The sequence below is a fragment of the Nostoc sp. FACHB-280 genome, from assembly GCF_014697615.1.
GTDB lineage: Bacteria > Cyanobacteriota > Cyanobacteriia > Cyanobacteriales > Nostocaceae > Nostoc_B.
The window spans coordinates 120,503-142,859 of record NZ_JACJSD010000005.1 but is presented as its reverse complement, the minus strand read 5'-3'; the positions used below and the strand labels follow the sequence as shown (position 1 = coordinate 142,859).

18 protein-coding genes and 1 tRNA gene are annotated in these 22,357 nt (G+C 41.1%); 10 read left to right on the top strand and 9 right to left on the bottom strand.

Annotation, left to right across the window (positions count from 1 at the left end):
* Positions 1-129: 129 nt before the first annotated feature.
* Both H6G75_RS05555 and H6G75_RS05550 read left to right on the top strand, forming a co-directional pair.
* Positions 130-366, top strand: coding sequence for a DNA-directed RNA polymerase subunit omega (locus tag H6G75_RS05555; RefSeq protein ID WP_190978966.1), 237 nt, complete (start codon positions 130-132; stop codon positions 364-366).
* 146 nt (positions 367-512) lie between these two features.
* On the top strand, positions 513-1,079 hold the full coding sequence (locus H6G75_RS05550) for a hypothetical protein (RefSeq protein ID WP_190979037.1): 567 nt from the start codon (positions 513-515) through the stop codon (positions 1,077-1,079).
* A 158-nt stretch (positions 1,080-1,237) separates the two neighbouring features.
* Here the strand turns inward: H6G75_RS05550 and H6G75_RS05545 are convergent, their stop codons facing one another.
* Complete coding sequence (locus H6G75_RS05545; protein WP_190978965.1) at positions 1,238-1,663, bottom strand: hypothetical protein; 426 nt, start codon at positions 1,661-1,663, stop codon at positions 1,238-1,240.
* A gap of 140 nt (positions 1,664-1,803) precedes the next feature.
* Here H6G75_RS05545 and H6G75_RS05540 point away from each other — a divergent pair, with 140 nt between their 5' ends.
* Together H6G75_RS05540 and H6G75_RS05535 are read left to right on the top strand one after the other, a co-directional pair.
* Positions 1,804-2,169, top strand: coding sequence for a DUF1818 family protein (locus tag H6G75_RS05540; protein ID WP_190978964.1), 366 nt, complete (start codon positions 1,804-1,806; stop codon positions 2,167-2,169).
* Between the two features lie 50 nt (positions 2,170-2,219).
* Positions 2,220-2,293: transfer RNA gene (locus H6G75_RS05535), tRNA-Pro, on the top strand.
* A gap of 222 nt (positions 2,294-2,515) precedes the next feature.
* Here H6G75_RS05535 and H6G75_RS05530 read toward each other — a convergent pair.
* The 7 genes from H6G75_RS05530 to H6G75_RS05500 all read right to left on the bottom strand — a co-directional run bounded on the left by H6G75_RS05530 (position 2,516) and on the right by H6G75_RS05500 (position 11,361).
* On the bottom strand, positions 2,516-4,372 hold the full coding sequence (locus H6G75_RS05530) for an ABC transporter ATP-binding protein (RefSeq protein ID WP_190979036.1): 1,857 nt from the start codon (positions 4,370-4,372) through the stop codon (positions 2,516-2,518).
* A gap of 120 nt (positions 4,373-4,492) precedes the next feature.
* A complete protein-coding gene (locus H6G75_RS05525; protein ID WP_190978963.1) occupies positions 4,493-5,530 on the bottom strand; it encodes an ABC transporter substrate-binding protein in 1,038 nt (345 codons plus the stop codon).
* A gap of 50 nt (positions 5,531-5,580) precedes the next feature.
* A complete protein-coding gene (locus tag H6G75_RS05520) occupies positions 5,581-6,579 on the bottom strand; it encodes an aldo/keto reductase (RefSeq protein ID WP_190978962.1) in 999 nt (332 codons plus the stop codon).
* Between the two features lie 32 nt (positions 6,580-6,611).
* Positions 6,612-7,253: a DsbA family protein gene (locus H6G75_RS05515; protein ID WP_190978961.1), complete on the bottom strand. Its 642-nt coding sequence runs from the start codon at positions 7,251-7,253 to the stop codon at positions 6,612-6,614.
* Between the two features lie 93 nt (positions 7,254-7,346).
* The gene (locus H6G75_RS05510) at positions 7,347-8,000 is read right to left on the bottom strand and encodes a dienelactone hydrolase family protein (protein ID WP_190978960.1); all 654 of its coding nucleotides are present in this window, start codon (positions 7,998-8,000) and stop codon (positions 7,347-7,349) included.
* 87 nt (positions 8,001-8,087) lie between these two features.
* A complete protein-coding gene (locus H6G75_RS05505; RefSeq protein ID WP_190978959.1) occupies positions 8,088-9,626 on the bottom strand; it encodes an amidohydrolase family protein in 1,539 nt (512 codons plus the stop codon).
* Positions 9,627-9,996: 370 nt separating this feature from the next.
* The gene (locus H6G75_RS05500; protein ID WP_190978958.1) at positions 9,997-11,361 is read right to left on the bottom strand and encodes an LLM class flavin-dependent oxidoreductase; all 1,365 of its coding nucleotides are present in this window, start codon (positions 11,359-11,361) and stop codon (positions 9,997-9,999) included.
* 453 nt (positions 11,362-11,814) lie between these two features.
* Between H6G75_RS05500 and H6G75_RS05495 the strand changes: the two genes are divergently transcribed.
* From H6G75_RS05495 to H6G75_RS05475, 5 genes are all read left to right on the top strand, one after another.
* Entirely contained in the window at positions 11,815-13,104 is a 1,290-nt protein-coding gene (locus tag H6G75_RS05495) for a hypothetical protein (protein WP_190978957.1), read from the top strand.
* Positions 13,105-13,402: 298 nt separating this feature from the next.
* Positions 13,403-14,866, top strand: coding sequence for a DUF3131 domain-containing protein (locus H6G75_RS05490; protein ID WP_190978956.1), 1,464 nt, complete (start codon positions 13,403-13,405; stop codon positions 14,864-14,866).
* A gap of 168 nt (positions 14,867-15,034) precedes the next feature.
* Positions 15,035-17,896, top strand: coding sequence for a DUF3131 domain-containing protein (locus H6G75_RS05485; RefSeq protein ID WP_190978955.1), 2,862 nt, complete (start codon positions 15,035-15,037; stop codon positions 17,894-17,896).
* A 92-nt stretch (positions 17,897-17,988) separates the two neighbouring features.
* A complete protein-coding gene (locus tag H6G75_RS05480) occupies positions 17,989-19,998 on the top strand; it encodes a glycosyltransferase family 2 protein (protein ID WP_190978954.1) in 2,010 nt (669 codons plus the stop codon).
* Between the two features lie 125 nt (positions 19,999-20,123).
* Positions 20,124-20,450 (top strand): STAS domain-containing protein, encoded by a 327-nt coding sequence (locus tag H6G75_RS05475; RefSeq protein WP_190978953.1) that lies wholly within the window; start codon positions 20,124-20,126, stop codon positions 20,448-20,450.
* A gap of 85 nt (positions 20,451-20,535) precedes the next feature.
* Here H6G75_RS05475 and H6G75_RS05470 read toward each other — a convergent pair whose 3' ends face one another.
* Positions 20,536-21,735: a SpoIIE family protein phosphatase gene (locus H6G75_RS05470; protein WP_190978952.1), complete on the bottom strand. Its 1,200-nt coding sequence runs from the start codon at positions 21,733-21,735 to the stop codon at positions 20,536-20,538.
* A gap of 150 nt (positions 21,736-21,885) precedes the next feature.
* On the opposite strand from H6G75_RS05470, the gene H6G75_RS05465 reads away from it, so the two are divergent.
* Positions 21,886-22,302: an ATP-binding protein gene (locus H6G75_RS05465; RefSeq protein WP_190978951.1), complete on the top strand. Its 417-nt coding sequence runs from the start codon at positions 21,886-21,888 to the stop codon at positions 22,300-22,302.
* The last annotated feature ends 55 nt before the right edge of the window (positions 22,303-22,357 follow it).

The window sequence follows — 22,357 nt, the reverse complement described above, 5'->3', positions numbered from 1 at the left end:
CAAATTTAGTTATAAATTGATACAAAGCTTTTAACCTCTATCAACGGAGAGGTAGCGGATAATATGTATAAAAAGCCGTATCTCGTTTAGTACTGCTAAACTGGGGAATGTCCCCAAGAACCATTAACTATGCTCAAGCGATCTAAGTTCGAGACAACCCAAACTCAAATCATGCACCGCGCCGAGGATTTAATTAGTGCAGCCTCGAATCGCTACCGCATCACGGTTCAGGTGGCAAATCGTGCCAAGCGTCGGCGTTATGAAGATTTTGAAAGTTCTGAGGATATTATGATGAAACCTGTGTTAAGGGCAATCATCGAAATGTCTGATGAACTGACTCAGCCAGAAATTATAGGTGAAATGTAAAATTAGTCCAGCCTAACGACTAAAGTCGCGGCTACACGAACAAAACCCGCACTTCGGCAAGCTCAGTGACTGCCTGCGCGGGTTTTAATGCACTTATAGCTGATGGTACAAGAAGAAGAATTCTGCGTTGCTCAATTATCCCACTGATGGTTGTGAAGTTTAATTCTGCATTAATTATGGTGTTGGTTGTGAGTGGGCTTGTTGTAGGTTTAGGCACAAGTCAACTATACCAGTCTAGTTTTATAGGAATTCAGTCTGCCCTAGCTCAAAGAATTAGTCCTTCTGAGGTTTGGCAGTTAGTATATCAGCAATTACCAGACTTACCGAAAGAAAACCAGTACATCAGCAAGGAAACTGGCAAAAAGGCGGAAAATAATACTTTAGCTAATCGCCTAATACGTTATCACGTTTACGTCAAAGAGCGATCGCCAATTTATCGTTTTGACTGGAAGCTAACAATGGCTGATTACCTGGGAGCCAATGAAGTTATGTATGACACTACTTATCCAGGTAGTGATATATTACGCGAGAATCCCATAGAAGGCGATCGCGCTGCCATTTCTCGCTTGAGTCGTCGTCAAAGAGATGCTTTAGTCCAAACATTAGTTGATATTTTTAACCCCAACGGGCAGAACACTACCAACGAATCTCGCCCTAGCACTTCCACAACTCCCCAAAAACCCCAAACAGGTGGGGCTGAACTCTTAAAGTGATATGAAAAGGCAGAAGGGAAGAGGGTTTTAGTTTCATTAACCTCTCTTAAACATAGTTTTATTTTTTCCACCGATTTACTGGAATACTGGTAGAGATGTTGTATACAACGTCTCTACTTACAACAACAGATAACTTAATTTTTCATCAAGAAGCGGGATTACACAAAAAATCGGTACGAAATATTTCCTTCTTCATCAACTTCAAAAGAAGCGTTGAGTTCCTTTGATTTCTCATCTAAATATTGTTTAGCTTTTGGGATTGATATTTCACCCTTTTTCGCAAGTTGTAATAACGTGATTCTGCCAGAATTTTGCTCAAGTATTTCTAAAAAAACTAAATTAAGCTGCTTCTGCTCTGATGCAACTAATAATGCTTGTTCTTTCTTCTTTTGCTGCACTAAAGACCAACTCAAATAACTTCCTAGAAGTGTTGATGGAATAGTCAGAACAACTAAAGCTGCGACGGCACCATTTTTACTTTGAGATGGAGTTTTAGGATTGAGAATATCGAGAATTGCTAAAGTCGAAAATGGAATACCAAATAATAAAAAACATACTGCTAAAATCTGCTTAATTAATTTCATATAAGTAGTAAATTTCAAATAATAGTCTTATTATATACGGTTTTAATTCCAGTAGAGGGAGAGCGATCGCCCCTCAAATCTTATCCAAGACAAAAAAAGATACAATCGAAAATCTCAAATCTAAAATCTACAATTTACAGATGGAACGTCTCATTAAAAGCGGTGTAGGTTGGCGTATTGGTTGGAATCCTAATGCACCTGAGTTTAAAGGTTTAGTGGGTACAGATGATTGGGCTATTGAGTTAACAGAAGCGGAGTTAAATGAATTTTGCCGTTTGTTAGCGCAGTTAGCAGACACCATGAAACAACTCGCAGCAGAATTAATGGATGAAGAAAAAATTGCTTGTGAGGCCGAAAGCGATTTATTATGGATGGAAGTAGAAGGTTATCCCCATGAATACAGTCTGCGCTTCATCCTCAACACCGGACGCTGTGCAGAAGGTAAATGGAATGCCTCTGCTATACCTGGTCTGTTGCAAGCTGCTGGGATGTTGCAAGTTTTTTAAACTTTACCCTTGATTCTCCTGAAGCATTGCGATATAATAATAATTCTGACCGGGGCGTAGCGCAGCTTGGTAGCGCGCCACTTTGGGGTAGTGGAGGTCGTGGGTTCGAATCCCGCCGCTCCGATTGATAAAATCCCTAATCCTGCTAATCTTGATGTAAGATTAGCAGGTTTTTTCGCTGGATTCAGGGGATATTGGCTGGACAAGGGAGAGAGGGGAGGCAAGGTAGACAAGGGGGACAAGGGGGACAAGGTAGATTAGAAATAGTATTCATACTCCCATCTCAAGTAGAAACGTTGTGTGAAACGTCTCTACCACTTTGACTGACACTTTTATTTCTTTTCAATCACAAAGATTTAATTTGCAAATCTGATGCGTTCTTGTTGTTCGCTTCTACAGGGAGAAATCCACCAGCTTGCATTTTCCATAACTTGTGGTAAGCACCGCCGCGTGCTAAAAGTTTGGCGTGGCTACCATCTTCGACAATTCGACCGTGGTCAAATACTAAAATGCGATCAAGGTGGGCAATTGTAGATAACCGATGAGCAACTACTATGACGGTTTTGCCATTCATTGCTAAGTCTAGAGTATCTTGAATGGCTTTTTCGGTGATGGAATCGAGGCTGGAAGTGGCTTCATCTAAAATCAGGATTGGTGCATCTTTGAGGATGACTCGTGCGATCGCAATTCGTTGTCTTTGTCCTCCAGATAATTTTACACCCCGTTCACCCACCAAAGAATTGTAGCCTTCCTTGATTTGGCTAATAAAATCGTGGGCGTAAGCTTTACGTGCAGCCTCAACTACTTCCTCATCACTGGCATCCAATCGCCCATAACGAATATTTTCTATCAATGTGCGGTGGAACAGCGATGGATCTTGGGGAATTAAGCTGATTTGCGCGTGTAAAGCATCCTGCGTCATATCTCGGATATCAACCCCATCAATGAGAATTTGTCCTGACTGGGGATCGAATAAACGCAAAATCAAATTCACGAAGGTAGATTTACCAGAACCAGAAAAACCTACTAAGCCGACACGTTCACCTGGTTGGATGGTGATGGAAAGATTATCAAATACTTTCTTATCTTCTGTATAGCTGAAACTAACTTGGCTAAACTCAATTTTACCTTGGGTAATGGGATGAGCGATCGCTTGTTCTCGATCAATTAACTCATGGGGTTGCACAATTGTCATCACACCATTGGCAATGTTACCGATATGTTCAAAAAATTCCAGAAAGCGACGGCTTAAATTACGTGCTTCACTGATGATTAACAGCGACAAACTAGTAGCAACAACAAAGTCAGCCGCCGCGATCGCACCTTGACTCCAGAGGGTGAGAGAATAATACAACGTGCCAATTTTTAAAATCGCTGCTGAAATAAACTGAAACCAGCGAATTCGCTCAGAATACCAGTTAGACTTTCTTACCTGTTTGAGTTCGCCCTTTAATTGCTCATTTAAATAGCGTCGTTCAAAACCCAGTCGTGCAAACAGCCGACTACTACTGAGATTTGTGACTGCATCTACAATAATGCCTGTAGTTTCACTGCGAGCGGCTGCGGCTTTGCGAGAATAAATTCGACAGCGAGTCGCTAACCAAAAGGAAATAGTAATAAACAGAACTGCCCATATCCCGACAAATGCCGCCAAGGGAGGATAGGCGCGATACAGTAAGATTGTGGCAACAATATACCCGACAATCACAGACATAAATTCTGTAATTAACATTTGCATCGTTTGGGTAACACCCAGAGAAGTTTCCCCGATGCGATGTGCTAAAGCCCCAGCAAAACTACTGCTTAAGTAACGATGGGAATGATGTTGCAAATAAGCATATAAGGATCTGACGATGTGCTGGCGGTGGATGGGATGCAGAATCGTTTGTAAAAGTCCAGCCGCGCGTCCAAAGATCACTTCACCCACACTCAACGCGGTAAACAGTATCAGAGGTTGACGAATAACATCAAAAATTTGCTGACTGTTGTTAGGCGATCGCGTCACACTGCGGATAATTTCGCCAATGGCATAAGGTAACATAATGCCACAAGTTGAGTGCATTATTTCCAAAACCACCATGACTAAATACCACCAGCGAAACTGGTTAACAAAATAGCAAATAAATCTGAAGGGTGTATCAGGTAAATTTGGCGCAGTCGCAGCACGTTGAAAAGATTTGGATTTTCTAATCTTTTTCGTCATGTAAAGTCGATATCGTAGCATTGTTTAAACAGATGGACGGAATAAAAATGGACGACTCAATCCGCCGTCCAATTGCTGAAAGAAGGCCATAACTATCTACAAAATAACTGGCGCAAGAAACTAAACCATAATTTCTGATGGTGTGATTGCAGCATATAACTCAGGCGGAAGTAACGCTTCTTGAATGTTGATTTTCTTGGGTATGACACCTGATTCAAAAAATAAATCTGCTACACGTTGTTGTTCTGCTATCAATGCTGGACTTAGACCTCTGCGTCCGGCGAAAGTGCGGCGAGACATTACTAAATCGGCTACATCTGGCGCTAGTTTTTGTTCTGTAATTATCAATTTTTTGACTTCATCTCGATTTTTATCTGCCCATTGATCAAGACCATGAAGTTCCTCAATGATAATTTTGAGTAAGCCAGGATTTTCTTCCGCAAATTTGCGATCTGCAATATAGTAACTACCAGGAGAATCTAATCCTACAGAATCTCTGAGGACACGAATCCGGTTGAGTTTTTGGGCGATCGCATAATGGGGATCACCAGTCATCCACACCGGAATTCTCCCTTCTAAAAAAGCCGCCCGCGCTTCGATAGTCGGTATACTTCTGATTTTTATATCTTTGATAGTCAAACCAATAGATTGTAAAGCTCTCAAAATAAAATAGTGGGATGCTGAACCTTTTTGAAAATATACTTCCTGTCCCTTAATTTCTTCAAATTTCGTTAAAGAAGACTCCGGTGGTACAGCAATCACACTACTTGTTCCTGTTGTTGGCGTTCTTTGTGTACCAACGACATAAACCAGTTTAGAACCAGCGACTTGTGCAAAAATTGGCGGTGTTTCTCCCACAGAACCCACATCAACTTTACCTGCGGCCATTCCTTCCATTAGTTGTGGCCCTTGGACAAATTGCGCCCATTCCACCTTAATTCCCAATGGTTCTAGGCGTTTTTCTAAAACTTGGCGATTTCGTACCAAATCCCCCGCACTCTGATAACCCATACGGAGGACTTTAGTTTTAATTTCTAAATTGGCAGTTTTGATTACTTGCTGTTGGGTTTGTTGGCTACAACTTCCCAACATATATGCCATAGAAAAACCACATATACCCGATGTGGCAACATTGAGAAAACGACGGCGGTTAACCATAATTCTGCTTTTATTTTTACCTTTTGCCCTTTGCCTTTTAACTTGCCTATCTAACGCAGCGAATCTCCTCTACGGTATTCGGCGGTGATATCGTCGAGTTTTTGTTTCAAATTTTCATCAAGTGTGACTTCCAAAGCTTTGAGACTGTCACTGAGTTGTTCTGGACGACTCGCGCCAATAATGGGAGCAGTAATAATCGGATTCGCCAAAACCCACGCTAAGGCTAAAGTTGTCAGAGATAAACCAGCATGATCCGCCACTGTGCGTAATTCTTCCACAGTATTGAACTCGCGATCGCGCCAGTAACGCTCTTGATAACGTTCAGCCGCAGTACCCAAGGTAAAACGAGTTCCAGCAGTGGGGCCTTGATTAAAATTATGTTTACCTGTTAACAAACCACCCGCCAAAGGATTGTAAGGAATGACACCAAGTCCTTCTTCCTTCGCCAGAGGCAATAATTCCCGCTCAATCTCCCGAAATAACAGATTGTAGCGCGGCTGAATCGAAACGAAGCGAGTCAAATTCCGCACATCAGCCCGACCCAAAGCACGGGCGAGTCGGTAAGCTAAGTAGTTAGAAACACCGATATAACGCACTTTCCCAGACCGCACGACTGTATCTAATGCTTCTAGTGTTTCATCAAGGGGAGTGGAAGCATCATCAGAATGCAGTTGATATAAGTCAACATAATCAGTTCCCAGTCGTCTTAAGGAAGCATCGATCGCATCTAAAATATGTTTGCGTGAAGCTCCTTGATCCCAAGGCGCAGGGCCAACCTTGCCAACAGCCTTGGTAGCCAAAATAAAATGTTCGCGCTTACCTTTTAACCAGCGTCCAATAATTTCTTCGGTACGCCCAGCCGTAGTTAAACCACCACCCAAAGGATAAACATCGGCTGTATCTAAAAAATTGATTCCCGCCTCGGCGGCTGTATCGAGGATTTTTATCGAAGTTTCTTCATCCGTCTGCAAGCCAAAGGTCATTGTACCTAGAACAAGGCGCGAAACAGTCAAGCCAGTTTGACCAAGTTTCGTTGTTGGTAATGTCATAGATTTTCTAGAGGAATATAGGTATGTAAAATTTAGCTGGGCAGTATTGAGCGCACCTTTTCTACCAACCAATCCACACGGTCTTTACCCCAAAAACGCTCACCTTCGATTACCCAAGTAGGTACACCCGGACAAGCTGCCTTGGTAAATAAATTCATTGAATGAGTCAACATTTGAGTAATTTCCATCGTGAAAGCGCGATTTAAAATATGCTCACAATCCAAACCAGAGGAGGATATACAGTGTTTAATAACTTCTTCCTCATTCACATCTAGGCCATCTACCCAAGCGGCACGAAAGAGTGCTTGGTCTAATAATGATTCTTTCCCAGATCCAAGTGCTGCATAATAAGCGCGGGCTGGTAGTTCTTCCCGATTCAATGGCGATGTAATCCATCTTTTGGCACGCTCTTGAAAGAGTTCGCGAGTGATTAAATGGAGTTCGATCCCAAATTTCTCTGCCCAACGGATGCAATCTTCCCGATGATAAGAGCCTTTAACAGGTGGTTCTTTACTGCCTAATAGGTCTGCAACCATGATTCCCTGTTCTTTAGGAATACAAATTGGGCGACGCTGAATTATAACAGGTATCCCAGATAAAGCACGATTGAACAATGTGATGCCAATATACGCATTAGGTGAGTGATAGATTGTGTAGCTGTCAATTTCAACCATCGTTGGAACTTAACAAAAATGAACCATACGGACGTAATCAAAACGACTGCAAGTACACAATCTGCGCTGTCGTCTGAATAGGGGAAAAAATTTTTAAATTGCTACAGCAGTACGGTGAAGGTTCTGTGAAATCAGCCACTGTTGCAATTTCAAGTCTGTGTATACTTCATCGGCGATAAAGTGATCACCTTCAGGTAATACAGTAAAATCTACTGTTCCACCCACTCCCCGTAAGGTATCAACAACCTGCTGTGTAGCGTCGATTGATAGTTTTTCATCCTTAGCACCTTGGAATATTTGGATGGGAATTTCCTTGAGTGCATCTAACTGGCTTGATTCTAAAGTTTGAGGAACGCGACCAGACACCGCTACCAAACCAGCAAAGCGACCAGGATGGGAAGCAGCGATATGCCAAGCCCCAGCAGTTCCCAAGCTAAATCCTGATAAAATAACACGAGACGGATCGATAGGCCGAGAGGCGATGAAATTATCCAACAAAGCAATGACATCTGATTCTCGCTCTACCCAAGTCTGACCTTCAGGAAGTTGGGGCGCTAAAAAGAAGTATGGTAAAGAGCTTGATTCATTCACGAACCGAGGTAAGCCCCATTTCAGCAGCACATCTAAATCATGGCCGCGATCGCGTGCGCCATGCAAAAACAATACTAAAGGCGCGGGTTTGTTGGCATCTTCCCCAACAGCCGAGAACAGATAAGGCAATAAACCAGAGCGACGTTCAATAGCCATAGTTATAATTCCTTCCTTGTATGTTTGGTGGTTAGATCCCCGACTTCTTTAAGAAGTCGGGGATCTCGTAACCTCTCAGCAAAAGATTTAAGCCACGACAAGTTTTTGATCAACTTGTGGAGAAGTAAAGCTATTTACCTTGGATTCAATTGCTGTACCCTTGAAGAAATCAGGGTTAGCTTCGGTGTAGAACTTGTAAGGATTACCAAATACGTAAGCTTTGAAGTCGTCTTCAGTAATTACGCCTTCTTTCACCAAATCCCAGCTTTCAGACAATGGTGAGGTGAGGTCGGGGACATCCCAGTGACCAACGTCGGAAGAATAGATGGCGTTAATCTTCACACCCAAGGGATTAGCTTTGTTGTTGAATGCTGCGGCGATGGTGCGATCGTCAGATTCGGAACCAAAGAAGAAACTATTCACCCAGCGATCGCGGATGTCTTCAATGTTTTCAATTCCAGCCGCAGCAAAGTCTTCAAGTTCGCTACCAATTGGCGCACGGCTATGACGGCTAAAGGAAGAACCAAGGACACTCTTAGTTAATTCTTCTTTGCTGAGGGAATATCCTTCAGTAATTTCACCGCCAAAACGCTCAAACAACTCAAATAACTCATCTGCGTTGGTAAGGTCTGGGTTGTAGTTTTGCAGTGCTTTGAGATTGCGTTTAGAGAAACGGTCTACTAAATGAATGTAAACGTGAGCGCCCCAATCTGCACCACCTTCTAGCATACCGACACGCAACTGAGGGAAACGTCTGGTAACGCCACCAAAGAACAACGCCTTGGCAAATGCTTGAGAACCATCGGCAAAGTGACCGATGTGGTTGTTCATATAGTTACTAATAGAAGAACGTCCTGTCCAACCTTGGCTACCATAATGAGTAGTAATAGGCACACCCAATTCCACAGCCTTAGCCCAGAATGGATCGTAGTCGTATTCGCTATCTAATCCAAAAAAGTCAATGTAAGAAGCATATCTGCCGATTTCCGGGAATTGAGCGGCGGGATATTTATCTGCGATCGCCTTTATTGGACGTTTCACACCACCAGGAATATTTGCTACTTTCAAACCTAGTGTTTTTACAGCAAACTCTAACTCTTCGATGGCTTCTTTGGGAGTAGTCATCGGGATACCAGCGACAGGTGTGAGGCGATCGCTATATTTGCGATAGATATCAGCGTGGTAGTGATTAACCGCCCGTTGTAGTGCTTGGCGATGTTCTGGGCTGGCTCCAGCAGGTGCAAGCACATTGTTGGGAAACAATACCGAATAATCTGAACCTTGCTCTGCTTGGCGTTCGTAAAGTAATGCAGGCAAAGTGTAAGTAGCAAGGTCTAGAGTATTGCGAGTAACTCTCGCCCACCAAGGCGATCGAATTGTGCGATTGTATTGACGCTCTTCTGGAGTTTGTTGATACCAGTCTTTACCGTTGCTCTTCGAGTTCAGCCGAGAAGATTCTGCTTTGCGTAATTCGTCTACAAGTTTCGACCCACCGTAATTAGCAATGTAATCTTCAAAAGCTGGGGTGAAATCATTAGTATGAACGTCGGTATCAATTACCGGATAATCAAGGGTGGCTCTGATTGCGGCAGAGGGAGAAGTCTTCAATCTGCTATATTCAACCATATTTTTTTCCTTCCAAAATCAAAGGTTTTCTGAGCATCCGCAGTAGGGTTATTCTTTGTCATTGGTCATTTGTCCTTCGTCTTTGCTCAACAATTAACCAATGACAAAATTTTTATGTTCTGTAGGGCGGGGATCTACAGAAAAAGCTCTTTAATAGGTGTGGCTTCATCATCTGTGAAAAATTGATTTACGCCATTCCGACAAACTTTTGTTGTGCAGATATCCAAAGCTGATTTAACGTGATACTTACTTTTGAAACCCCTCTCCAAACCTCTCCCCGACTCGGAGAGAGGCTTTGAATCTTTTTCCCCTTCCCTACAAGGGAAGGGGTTGGGGGTTAGGTTTGAGATAAAGTTGCACACGACTTGATTTATGCCAATACCAATCTTTCATTCTGTTGTTTAGCAACAAAACCATTGGCTGGACGACGCAGACCGAGATTTTCACGCAAGGTACGACCTTCGTATTCAGTCCGAAATAGTCCGCGTTTCTGAAGAACAGGAACGACTAAGTTAACAAAGTCATCCAACCCGGTAGGTAGTATTGGCGGCATGATATTAAAGCCATCTGCTGCACCATTGTTGAACCATTCTTCTAATTGGTCAGCAATGGTTTCAGGCGTACCAAGTATGGTGCGATGGCCTCTTGCTGTCGCTAAGGCCAGATACAACTGACGGAGTGTGAGAGTCCCACGAGTGGCTAAATCTTTGACTAGCTTCAGACGACTCTTGTTATTGTTGGTGTCGCTGGGTAGTTCAGGAGCCAAATCATCTAAAGAGTATTGCGATAAATCAACGCCTTTGTAATAGGTCTTTAAAATACCCCAAGCAACATCAGGATGAATTAAGGATTGCAGGAATTCATATTTTTCTTGGGCTTCTGCTTCTGTGCGGCCAATGATGGGGAAAGCTCCAGGCATGATTTTTAAATCCTCTGGAGAGCGCCCATATTTCGCTAACCGACCTTTGACATCAGCGTAAAATTCCTGGGCATCAGCTAAGGTTTGATTGGCTGTAAAGATGACTTCAGCTGTCCGTGCTGCCAAATCCCGTCCAGCTTCCGAGGCTCCAGCTTGCACAATTACCGGATAACCTTGCGGCGGACGACCGACATTTAACGGGCCTCTGACGGAAAAGTGTTTGCCTTTGTGGTTAAGTATATGCAGTTTGTCGGGGTCAAAATAGATGCCTGATTCTCGGTCACGAATAAAGGCATCATCGTCCCAGCTATCCCACAATCCTTTGACGACTTCAACAAACTCTTCTGCCCGTTCATAACGCTGGCTGTGTTCTGGATGATGCTCAAGACCAAAATTCGCAGCAGCATTCTCATTACCTGTTGTGACTACGTTCCAGCCTGCCCGACCATTACTTAGGTAGTCTAGTGAGGCAAATTTACGTGCCAAGGTGTAGGGTTCTTCGTAGGTAGTTGAAGCGGTGGCAATAAAACCAATGTTTTGGGTGACAGCAGACAAAGCCGAAAACAAAGTGACTGGCTCGAAATGCACTAGTTTGCCATTACGTTTTTGAGTTTCTGGAGAGCCACCCCAGACTCCTGGGCTATCTGCCAGAAAAACTGCATCAAACAAGCCACGTTGGGCGGTCTGGGTAATTTCTTTGTAATGCTCAAAATTAAACCCAGCATCTGCTTGTGAATCGGGGTGCCGCCATGCGGAAACATGATGTCCAGTGGCTTGAATAAATGCACCTAAACGAAACTTACGTGTTTTGCTCATCTGCTTTTTCTTGTCTATGCGTCTAGCTAAAGGCTGTTTGGGTAACGTCAGTCAAATATCTGACGCTACGATAAATTGGTGAATTTTTATGGGTCAAAGCTCGTATGTCTACTCTTGTTTGAGCTTGACAAAACTAGTAATGCTGCTGTTTGGCGCTTGAGCTTATACCACAAATTGATGTAGTAATCTGAGTCAGCATATACAGTTTACACATCCAGATACAGAAAAGATGTGCTGTACAACACAATATCATGAAAATCTAATTGTTAGCTAATCGAACATTAAGTATTGCAAACAGGACTGGCGCAATTCAAAGTTTGGGGATGTAAGGGTGTAGTGAAATGTCGTGAAGCAGTAATTTATTGGGCATCATAATGCCAAGTCTCAGCAATTTAGGAGTTGCTCAAGCATTTGGTTTGTAACTTTTTTTGTCTTAAATTGTCGTTATTACAAATGAGCAATATATTTAAATGTTATGTTTTGGGATTTCGGGATAGTTTTTACACAGGCTGGATAGGAAATTACCAATATATTCAATGGCAATTAGTTTTAATATTGAGCTTTTGGGCTTTATTTGGTGGAAATTCCCAAGCTGCTCAAAACAGAAGTTCATTACCAGCACTAGTCAGTAACTCAACATCAATTGATTCTGTGCTTTTTCAAAATCAAGAAAGTCAGCAAATTAAACTTCGTGAACAATTCAATCAAGTACCGATTTTAATTGCTGCACCAGAAAATTTTAATCCGGGGTTGCGAGTACCGCCACCATTACCCAAACCACCAGTCATCAAACCACCAGAAAAACCTAGTCCACCTCCAGCATCAAAGCCTGAGAAACCAACTAAGCCTGTAGTCTTAGAAGGTATTCAAACTAATTTTCGCAATGATGCAGATAACTTTGGTCAACGTAATTTGTTTATTGAACCGACTTTGCAGTGGCGATCGCCTAATGGCAATAAAATATTTTTGACGACAGGATTTGATTTGTTTGAACAACGGGGTGTCGAGTCAGTCACCAATATTCCTGTAAAACTTGGCTGGCAAGGAAAAATTAGGGAAGCAACTTTACACACTACAGCCGGAGTTGATTTTTTTGACCGCTTACCTACAGCAATCAATTTTAATGCTAAAGTTGAACTTCCAATTGTACCGCCGAAGGTTTCTAATTCTGGAAAATTACTGTCGAGTGTCACAATATCAGCCAATGTAGACCACAGTCCTTATAAATTTAATGCTCAAACTTTAGAAAATCAAATTACGGCTTGGCGGTTTGGCCCTGATTTATATTGGCAAATTGATAGATACACAAGTTTATTTTCTTCACTGCGCTTGGGTAACTACAACGATGGGAATTTTGAAATTCAATCTTTTAGCAGATTAGAACGCAAGTTTGGACAATTTTCGGTGGCGGCTAACTTGTTCAACTGGAGTTACAGTCACAACAATGAAAGCACAAGCGGTTATTTTTCTCCACCAGATTTTTTGGTATACAACGCTGAAGTAGCTTGGGAAGGCGAAATTGCTGATTTTTTGCGTTGTCGGCTGTTCGCCACTTTAGGACAGCAACGGCTGAATAGTGAATTTGATAATGCCTATGGTTACGGTAGTCGCTGTACAGTCAAGTTCTCACCCATCCTAGAAGCTGATTTGGACTATAGCTTTAGTAATGTTCGCAATCAAAATATGGGAGGAAGTGGTTATGGTAGTAACTCTTTAACAGGACAGTTACGTGTAAAATTTTAACTTTCAAAAACCAGTATTTTTATTTAGAAGATTACAGAGAAACATAATTATTTTTATACTGATTTTTATTTTATAGCTAAGTATATAGAAGTATGTATATTAACAGTATTTGATCACGAAGTGAGACAAATTTATATAAGTTAATAAACTTGATAACCCAGTTAAATAGCTGATTTCAGACCCGTAATTAACTGTTAGCCAAAACTAACAAGTGTTAGTTATTCCTGGAAGCTGGGAAAAATAACCTTGTTATGAATATAACCAAAACAATGATTTATATCATAAGGTTGCAGATAACATGAGTTCTGATTTTCAACCACCACCTAAAGGTTTGTCTATCCTCAGTTGTGTAGGAGGGGTGGTGACAGCGGTATTTGCGATCGCTGGTTTAAATTTTTGGTCTGGTCGTCTTTCCCAAAAGACCCAAACACCAGCAGTATCAGCCTCTCAAACTGCTAACCCCACAGATCAGGTAGACACACAAGCACAAAAAATCGCCAAACTTGATGCTAACTCTGCCGTTTTACCAGGAACACCAATCGCCGCCAGCGAACTTGTAAGCAAAACACCTTATATTGCGCCAGGAGTAGGTAAACTCGATGCAGCAGATATGGCGGCGGCGCGTTTAGCTTGGTCATATTTCCAAAAAAACTGGAACGAGAAAACCGGCTTAGTTAATTCTGTTGATAATTTTGCATCTGTCACGATTTGGGATCAAGCAGCTGCGATCGCAGCTTTGGTTAGCGCCAAAGAACTGAATATTATTACTAACGCAGAATTTGAAGCCAAGATGACCAAGATGTTGCAGACTTTAGCATCACTACCTTTATATAAAGGTGAACTGCCAAACAAAGTCTACAACGCTCAAACTCTCATACCTGTGAATTATGGTCAACTAGATAAACGGGAAGAAATCGGTTGGTCAGCCATTGATTTGGGAAGAATGGCAATTTGGCTGAAGATTGTGGAAGCCAAGTATCCCAAAATGCGATCGCCTGTACAAGCTGTGTGGCAACATTGGCAAGTCAAGCGTCTCACCAAAAATGGTCAGATGTACGGCACATCTGTTGTTGAAGGTAAAGAGCAGTATAACCAAGAAGGTCGTTTGGGTTATGAAAATTATGCTGCTTATGGTTTGAAGCTTTGGGGTTTGGATGTTAAACAAGCCTTAGATTATCAGTCCAATACTGCTTTTGTGAATCTTTACGGTCAAGGCGTTCCTTATGATCGTCGGGATGCTAAAAATTCCGGTGGCAATAACTATGTTCTCAGCGAACCCTATATTCTTGATGGCATAGAAACAGGATTTCAATCCTTACCGAAAGCTTATGCCGATAGAATCTTAGCTGCTCAAGCAGCGCGTTATCAAGCCACACAAGAACTAACCGCCCTAACAGAAGATAACTTAGATCGTCCACCGTATTTTGTTTACAACAGCTTGTTTGTCAACGGTAAACCTTGGGCGACAATTACCGATACTCAAGCACAACATAATAATTTACGTTTTCTCAGTGCCAAAGCTGCGATCGGCTGGCACGTACTTTATAAAACTGATTACACTCGTTCTTTAACTGATACTGTCTTCTCTCAACTCAAGTCAGAAAAAGGTTGGTACAACGGCTTATATGAATCTCTGCGTCAACCAAATAAATCTCTGACTGCTAACAATAATGGGGTGATTTTAGAAAGTTTTCTTTATAAACAAGTTGGTCAACCTTTGATTATTTGGGCAGGAGTCAAGTCAGTAAGTCAGCGTAAATAATTATTGTGGGAAGAAGGCAGGGGACAGGGAGCAGGGAGCAGGGGGAGAAAGAGTTTGAAGCTTATTTACCTTTCTGTACATCGCTTAGTTTGATTACACCGACTTACTTAAATAATTGCTAATTATTAATACTTGGAATTCGTGCTATTACAAATTTTTTGAAATCTTATGCGCCAGTACTTTTCACAAAAATTGTGGAGATGGATTGCATTGTTCCTAATTGGAACATTCCTGCAATTTTTAATTTACATCCCCACGCCAGTTTTATCGCAAAATGCTAATAGCTGTAGCAATATTACTGCACCCCTGACAGCTGAAGAACAAACTTATGCCCGTTCTGCTTGGCAGTATTTTGTCAAAAATTATCAGCCAGCAACCGGATTTACCAATTCTGTGGGGGGTTATCCTTCAGGAACCCTGTGGGATATGGGGAATTATTTAATGGCGTTAAATGCGGCGCGATGGATGAATCTAACTGACCAAGCAGATTTTGATTCTCGTCTGAATAAGTTTTTAACAGGTCTGAGCAATATCAAGTTATTTGAAGATGCTTTACCCAATAAAGTCTATAACACGGCTACTGGGCAGATGGTTGATTATGGTAATAATCCCATTGAACGGGGTATTGGCTGGTCTGCTTTAGATATTGGTCGGATTTTAGCGGCGTTTGATGTGATTCGCACTTGTCATCCCCAATATAATGATTGGCTCAAAGGTATTGTAGCCAAATGGCAAGTAGCGCGATCGCTCAAGGATGGACAACTTTATGGGGCGACTGTTCTCCCGGATAACAAAACATTATTAGTTCAAGAAGGGCGACTAGGTTACGAAGAATATGCAGTCCGGGGGTATCAACTCTGGGGTTTTTCTGCACCCAAAGCTTTAGCCTGGGAACCATATAAAACAGTGGAAATTAACGGTGTACAAATTCCCGTGGACACCCGCGATTTTCAAAGTACTAACGCCAATAATTACATTGTTAGTGAGTCTTATATTTTAGATGGCATTGAATTTGGCTTACAAGGTGAATTAGGCGATTTTGCGGCTAAAGTTCTAGAAGTACAAAAGCGACGTTACGAAGCGACAGGTCAGTTAACAGCCGTCACCGAAGATAACATTGACCAAGCACCTTATTTTCTCTACAACACTGTTTATGCTAACGGGCAGAGTTGGGCAACAATTACCGATACCAACCAACCTTATCCCCAGTTTCGCAGTGTGAGTACTAAGGCAGCATTTGGTTGGCGTTATCTCTACCCTGATAATGCTTACGCCCAAAAACTGTTTGATGCAGTCAAGGATCTGCGTAGTCCTGATGAGAGTGGTTATTATGCAGGGATTTATGAAGAAACAAAACAGCCAAATAAAGCCTTAACTGGCAATACCAACGGGCTAATTTTAGAGATTTTGTACTACAAAGCCAGAGGGAATCGTTCTTTAATTACTGGTTCTGTCAATACAGCCGCCAAAGCACCCAGTAACAACACTTCTGCGGCGACTCCTACACCCACAAATCCGCCACAAACATCTGGGAATACTCCTAATGTTGGGGAGGTGAAAGTGACACCCAATCCCCCAGCGAAGAATCCCCAAGTTGAAGAGGTGAAAGTGACACCCACACCACCAGCGAAGAATCCCCAAGTTGAGGAGGTGGCAATTACCCCGATTCCCCCAGTTGATAGCCCAGATTCATCATCTCGGTTGAAATTAACTCGACCTTTGACAGTGGTGGAACGGCGTTATGCAGAAGCAGCGTGGAGGTATTTTCAAGCTAATTATCATCCCAAGAATGGCTTAGTTGACGATCGCAGTGATTTTAAAGGTGCAACACTCTGGGGATTAGGAGATTATCTGGCTGGACTGCACGCCGCCCGCTCATTGGATGTAATTTCTCCAAAAGAATTTGACCAGCGCACCCACCATTTATTAGCAGCGTTAGGAAAATTACAGTTATTCGCAGGGGAATTACCGAATCGGGGTTATGATACGCGATCGCTCCAACCCATAGACTACGGTGGAAATCCAGTTACAGAAGGCAATGGTTGGTCAGCCTTGGATATTGGCAGACTGTTAGCTGGGTTGTATAACTTAAAAAGCTACCATCCCGAATATACCAAAGCTGTTGATCAAATTGTCTTGGATTGGTCATATCTGCGGGTAGTCCGGGATGGGGTGCTTTCCAGTGCAACGGTGATTAAAAATCCCCAAGGGCGATTTCTGACTCGCGTCAACCTGGATACTCGTTTAGGGTATGAAGAATATGCAGCACGGGCGTTTCAATTGTGGGGATTTGATGTTCCAGGTTCGGCTGTGGGTGGGGAATATCAAACAACTGTAGTTGAAGGAGTGAAAATACCGACTCAGCGTCAACGTAATGATACTAACTCCAAAGTCAATCAGTATACCGTCAGCAATCCTTTTATTCTTTATGGATTAGAGTTTGGTTTAGATCCGAAAATGCGATCGCTCTTTGAACCAATTTTCCAAGCCCAAGCCGAACGTTACCGTCGCACCGGAACTCTGACAACCGCCGCAACAACCTTAATCGACCGCAAGCCTTACACCGTCCACAGCGCCATTACCGCTCAGGGCAAACCTTGGGAAGCTGTCAGCGATGATGGGCAAACTGTACCTCAAGGGCGAATGGTTAGTACAGCCGTGGCTTTTGCTTATGCTGCTTTGTTACCAGACAATCAATACAGCCAAAAGTTACTGCAAGGCACAACAGACTTATATAACCCACTCACAGGTTTCTACGAAGGCTTTTACGAAGCTACAGGTAAAACCGCCGTTGGCTTCACCAGCAGCACCAACAGTATGATTTTGCAATCTTTGTTGTATACACTCACAAATCACAAACCCTTAATGTCTGCGAATACTTCCTTAAGTTCTCCGTGGTGGGAAGCGATCGCCCAAGGAGATTCCGGCCGTGGTCTTCCTAGAATTCCTCAGCCCAAAATTAAATTTATTTCTGATAGTAATGGCAATTACTGGGCATCTCATAGTGAAAATTCCAGTGCAGCAAAATGATTTAAACCAACAATTTTAGAATGTAGATTTCACAGATAAATCTGGAGGCTGATTGAATATTTTGAATATCTTTTTTAATTATTGGTATTCCCATGACTTCTACAACTTTGAATAACTCGACTAATTTTTTTGGCAACAGTCGCTCAACACTTAAAAAACGCACATTATTATTTCGCTACTTAGCTGAAATTAATTTGATTTTCGGTTTTTGGTATTTACAATGGCGCATCACCCATTCCATTAACTTTGATGCTTTGTGGCTGTCAATTCCCTTGTTATTAGCTGAAATTTATAGTTATTTTGGTGGTGTATTGTTTGTCATTGGTTTGTGGCGGCCTTTAGTGCGGCAAGTTAAATCTCTTGACCAAATGATCCCGCCTTTAGCAAAATCTGAATGGCCAACAGTAGATGTATTTATTACCTGCTACAATGAGCCGCCAGAAATTGTTGAGCAAACTGCAATGGCAGCATTAGCAATAGATTATCCTGCTACTAAATTGCATGTTTATGTATTAGATGATGGTAACTCATCATTAATGCGAACCATGACCGAAAGGTTATGTATTCAAGACTTACAATCACCATTACTACAACAAGAGGCTGACCGCATTGACGCTGAACGCTCTCACTTATTAGAACGTCTGCAAAAATTAGAGAACCTTAAATCTAATATTCAAGGTGCTGAAGATTGGTTACAAGAATTATCATCAATTCAAAATCATGAGACAAAATCGGCAGCAGAATTACTCAAAAGTCTACAACAGTTTATTTTGTGGTTAACACCAGAACATCAAAGTTTGACTGCACGAATAAAAACTGAAAAACGAGCTTTAGAAACCGCGATTCACCAAAAAGAACTGGAATTAGTGCAACTGGCAAGATTTCATTATATTGCACGTCCTAAGCCTGTGGGTGTACCTCATCATGCCAAAGCAGGTAATCTCAATTATGCGATTTTTTCGGGAGAAACTGCGGGAGAATTTATTCTCACTTTAGATGCCGATCATATTCCTAAACCACAGTTTCTCAAACGAGTTTTACCATATTTTTATACATATAATATTCTCACTGGCAATTACGAACAAAACCGCATTGCGTTTGTGCAAACACCACAAGCTTTTTATAATATTCCAGTTGGTGATCCTTTTGGGCATAAAGCTAATTTATTTTATGGGCCACTACAACAGGGAAAAGATGGGATGAATGCGGCGTTTTACACAGGCACAAATGCTATTCTTCGCCGAGAAGCACTCATTAATGTAGGGCTACAATATTTTGCTGACGAATTTATTAAAGATGAAACAAAATTAGATGAATTTCAATTAGTTGCTGGTGTATCAAGTAATAGTATTACCGAAGATATGAATACAGCGATGCGCTTACATGGTGCTGGTTGGAAATCGATTTATCATCACGAACTTTTAGCAGAAGGTTTAGCACCAGATGATTTGAGTTCTACCTTAAAACAGCGACTACGTTGGGCGCAAGGCACTATCCAAGTTTTATTAAAAGAAAATCCCTTTGCCAAAGCAGGACTGACATTTTGGCAACGTCTACAATATTTCCAAACAATGTATAGCTATTTTTCGGGTTTTGCTACTTTGGTGTTTCTTGTTTGTCCAATTATTTATTTCTTTACAGAAATTGCTCCTGTGCAAACCTTTGGTTATGATTTTGCTATACATTTTATTCCTACTTTTATTATCAATCGATTGACATTTTTAGCAATAGCTTGGGGGATTTCGGCTGGTGAGTTGTGGCGTTCAGAACAATATGCGATCGCACTATTTCCCCTATTAATTCAAGCTGTTTGGAGTGTGTTCATCGGGCAGAAAATTAATTTTCAAGTTACGCCGAAACAGCGACAATCAGGTATTTATCTGCGTATGGTCTGGCCACAACTAATAATATTTTCATTAACTATTTTAGGTATACTATGGAGTTTTTACTTTTTTGTTATTGGTCAGATTAAATATCCTTGGATATCTCTAGTTAATAGTGCTTGGGCTATTTATAACCTACTGCTTTTGTGGGGAGTAATTCGTGCTGCTGTTTGGCAACCACCCCAAAACATTAAAGATTTCACAAAAATTCACTTTTGATAATTAAAGAAATGATATAAATTTTCTTTTCAAGGCTAATACTAATTAGATAACTTGCGGTTACAGAGTGCAAATGCCAAAATATAAAAGCGTATACTTTAGCACAAAAATTAGGTAATCAACTTATGGATTCTCCAATCAAAGTAATTCAACCACAAGGGATATTAAATGGCATTACAGGTAATGACCTGCGGCGTGAAGTTAGCAATCTACTGGATAATGGAGCAGATATGTTGTTGATTGATTTGAAAGAAGTTCATTTTATTGATAGCTCTGGTTTAGGGTCTTTAGTATCAGCAGCCCAAATGGTGAGAACTGCTAATGCAAAACTGTTTGTTTGCTCTGTGAGTGACCAAGTGAGGATGTTATTTGAATTAACAAAAATTGATAGAGTATTCCAAACTTTCATTGATCAAGAAGACTGTAAACGCCAAGTTTTAACAACTTCTTAAAAATTGAAAAAATATCTCTAAATTAGGGATCTTAGTTTTGATTTTTGCCTGTTTAGCAAAATATTCAAGAAATAAATAATTCAATTTAGGTCGCACTACCAAAAGAAACTTTAAGCAAAGATAAATCGTCTTCTGGAGATTGTTGCATATTTAAAGTCATGATTTGTAGTAATAGATTATGAAGAGTAGAATTATTTAGTTGGTTATCTTTGATTAATATTTCAATAAAAGCATCGAGACCCAATAGATGACCATTGGGTTGATTAATTTCATAGGCTCCATCGCTAAATATATAAAGAGTGCTGTTTTGGGTAATTTCAAAAACAGCCTCTACAAAGTCAACCTCTGGTAAGAAACCTATAGGTAAATCTAAAGATGTTAGTTGTTGAACTTGCAAATTATTCGGAGATTGTCCTGATATTAGTATGGCTGGTGGATGACCTGCGTTAGCATAGACCAGTTGATGTTTAATGCGATGATAAACGCCATACCAGATAGTGAAATATTTAGCACCTTGGTTGCTCATTTGAAAGTTATGATTGAGTGCTTTGAGAACTTCACTAGGTTGACAAAAATTGGTGTTAGGTAAAGATTGCGATCGCAACATATTCAGCACCGATACCGACAGCAGCGCCGAACCTACACCATGTCCTGATACATCTAATAAATAAATTACAAGGTGATCATCATCCAGCCAGTAATAATCGAAGCAATCACCACCCAACTGTGCAGAAGGAATAAATAAGGTTTCGGTGGTGACTACTCCTGTCAGTGGTGGCGGTAAGAGCGATCGCACATAATCAGCCGCCTCCGCTAATTCTGTTTCCATAATTTGCTTTTGAGTTTGCAAAGTTTGGTTGAGGATTTCTAGAGCTTGTTTTTGACTTTGCAAATCTTGATTTAATTGATGTAACCTCAAACCAGCCCGGACTCGCGCTTTTAACTCATTCATCTCAATGGGTTTAGAAATAAATTCATCAGCGCCCGCATCTAGCCCTCTGACTCTATCTTCTTCTTCCCCTCTAGCCGCACCCTTCGCAGTCAGCAAAATAAAAAAAGTTGTAGCTAATTCTGGATCAGCTTTTATTTGTCTACATACCTCCAATCCATCTAAATGTGACATCACCCAATCACAAATAATCAAAGCTGGGCGAAGTAGCCGTGCTTGAGTAATACCTTCTGCGCCATTTTTAGCCACAGTAATTTCATAACCCTGATTCTGGAGTGTTCTTTTCAGTACTGCCTGAACAATGGGGTCATCATCAATAACTAGAATTTTGACCATAAACTACAGTTGACTAAATAAAATTGATTATTAGATATTGGCTTAATTTTAAAGTAACGAGATTTAAGTTATTAATGTATAGTGAAAATACTCAAATTAAATAAATTGAGTTCCGCTTATGATATAAGCTAAACATTTAATAAACTCAAAGTGGATAGTAGAATTTGTTTAAAAGTAAACACAGACTTGAATGCCTCGTCTGAGATTTTGTCTTGGTTTGAGCAAATTCATCAAACACCGAATATTGACCAGGAAATTTGGTGGCAATGTCAAACACTGTTAATAGAAGGTTTTGCCAACATTGTAGAACATGCTCACAAAAATCTCCCTAAAGAAACTCCGATTGAGATAGAAGTTTGCTTATCGCATCAACAAATAGATATCCGAATCTTATCCCAAGGTGAAGCTTTTGATTTAGAAAAGCAATTGCAACAAGTTTCTGAATTTGAAGATAATGACCGAGAGCGAGGTCGTGGCTTAAAAATTATGTCAGCGATCGCCGATAAATTAAGTTATGAACCAACAGCAGATAATCGTTACTGTTTATTAATTAGTAAGTTTTATTAAGAAGATTTAATCATCATCTTTTCCTTAATTAAAAAGTCAGCTATAGCATTAGTGA

Bases quoted from the DNA above. Each gene is read 5' to 3' on its own strand.
- H6G75_RS05545 (WP_190978965.1), bottom strand. From the start codon at position 1,663: ATGAAATTAATTAAGCAGATTTTAGCAGTATGTTTTTTATTATTTGGT.
- H6G75_RS05555 (WP_190978966.1), top strand. From the start codon at position 130: ATGCTCAAGCGATCTAAGTTCGAGACAACCCAAACTCAAATCATGCAC.
- H6G75_RS05480 (WP_190978954.1), top strand. From the start codon at position 17,989: ATGACTTCTACAACTTTGAATAACTCGACTAATTTTTTTGGCAACAGT.
- H6G75_RS05540 (WP_190978964.1), top strand. From the start codon at position 1,804: ATGGAACGTCTCATTAAAAGCGGTGTAGGTTGGCGTATTGGTTGGAAT.
- H6G75_RS05490 (WP_190978956.1), top strand. From the start codon at position 13,403: ATGAGTTCTGATTTTCAACCACCACCTAAAGGTTTGTCTATCCTCAGT.
- H6G75_RS05485 (WP_190978955.1), top strand. From the start codon at position 15,035: ATGCGCCAGTACTTTTCACAAAAATTGTGGAGATGGATTGCATTGTTC.
- H6G75_RS05515 (WP_190978961.1), bottom strand. From the start codon at position 7,253: ATGGTTGAAATTGACAGCTACACAATCTATCACTCACCTAATGCGTAT.
- H6G75_RS05525 (WP_190978963.1), bottom strand. From the start codon at position 5,530: ATGGTTAACCGCCGTCGTTTTCTCAATGTTGCCACATCGGGTATATGT.
- H6G75_RS05505 (WP_190978959.1), bottom strand. From the start codon at position 9,626: ATGGTTGAATATAGCAGATTGAAGACTTCTCCCTCTGCCGCAATCAGA.
- H6G75_RS05510 (WP_190978960.1), bottom strand. From the start codon at position 8,000: ATGGCTATTGAACGTCGCTCTGGTTTATTGCCTTATCTGTTCTCGGCT.
- H6G75_RS05500 (WP_190978958.1), bottom strand. From the start codon at position 11,361: ATGAGCAAAACACGTAAGTTTCGTTTAGGTGCATTTATTCAAGCCACT.
- H6G75_RS05470 (WP_190978952.1), bottom strand. From the start codon at position 21,735: ATGGTCAAAATTCTAGTTATTGATGATGACCCCATTGTTCAGGCAGTA.
- H6G75_RS05495 (WP_190978957.1), top strand. From the start codon at position 11,815: ATGAGCAATATATTTAAATGTTATGTTTTGGGATTTCGGGATAGTTTT.
- H6G75_RS05475 (WP_190978953.1), top strand. From the start codon at position 20,124: ATGGATTCTCCAATCAAAGTAATTCAACCACAAGGGATATTAAATGGC.
- H6G75_RS05520 (WP_190978962.1), bottom strand. From the start codon at position 6,579: ATGACATTACCAACAACGAAACTTGGTCAAACTGGCTTGACTGTTTCG.
- H6G75_RS05530 (WP_190979036.1), bottom strand. From the start codon at position 4,372: ATGACGAAAAAGATTAGAAAATCCAAATCTTTTCAACGTGCTGCGACT.
- H6G75_RS05550 (WP_190979037.1), top strand. From the start codon at position 513: ATGGTTGTGAAGTTTAATTCTGCATTAATTATGGTGTTGGTTGTGAGT.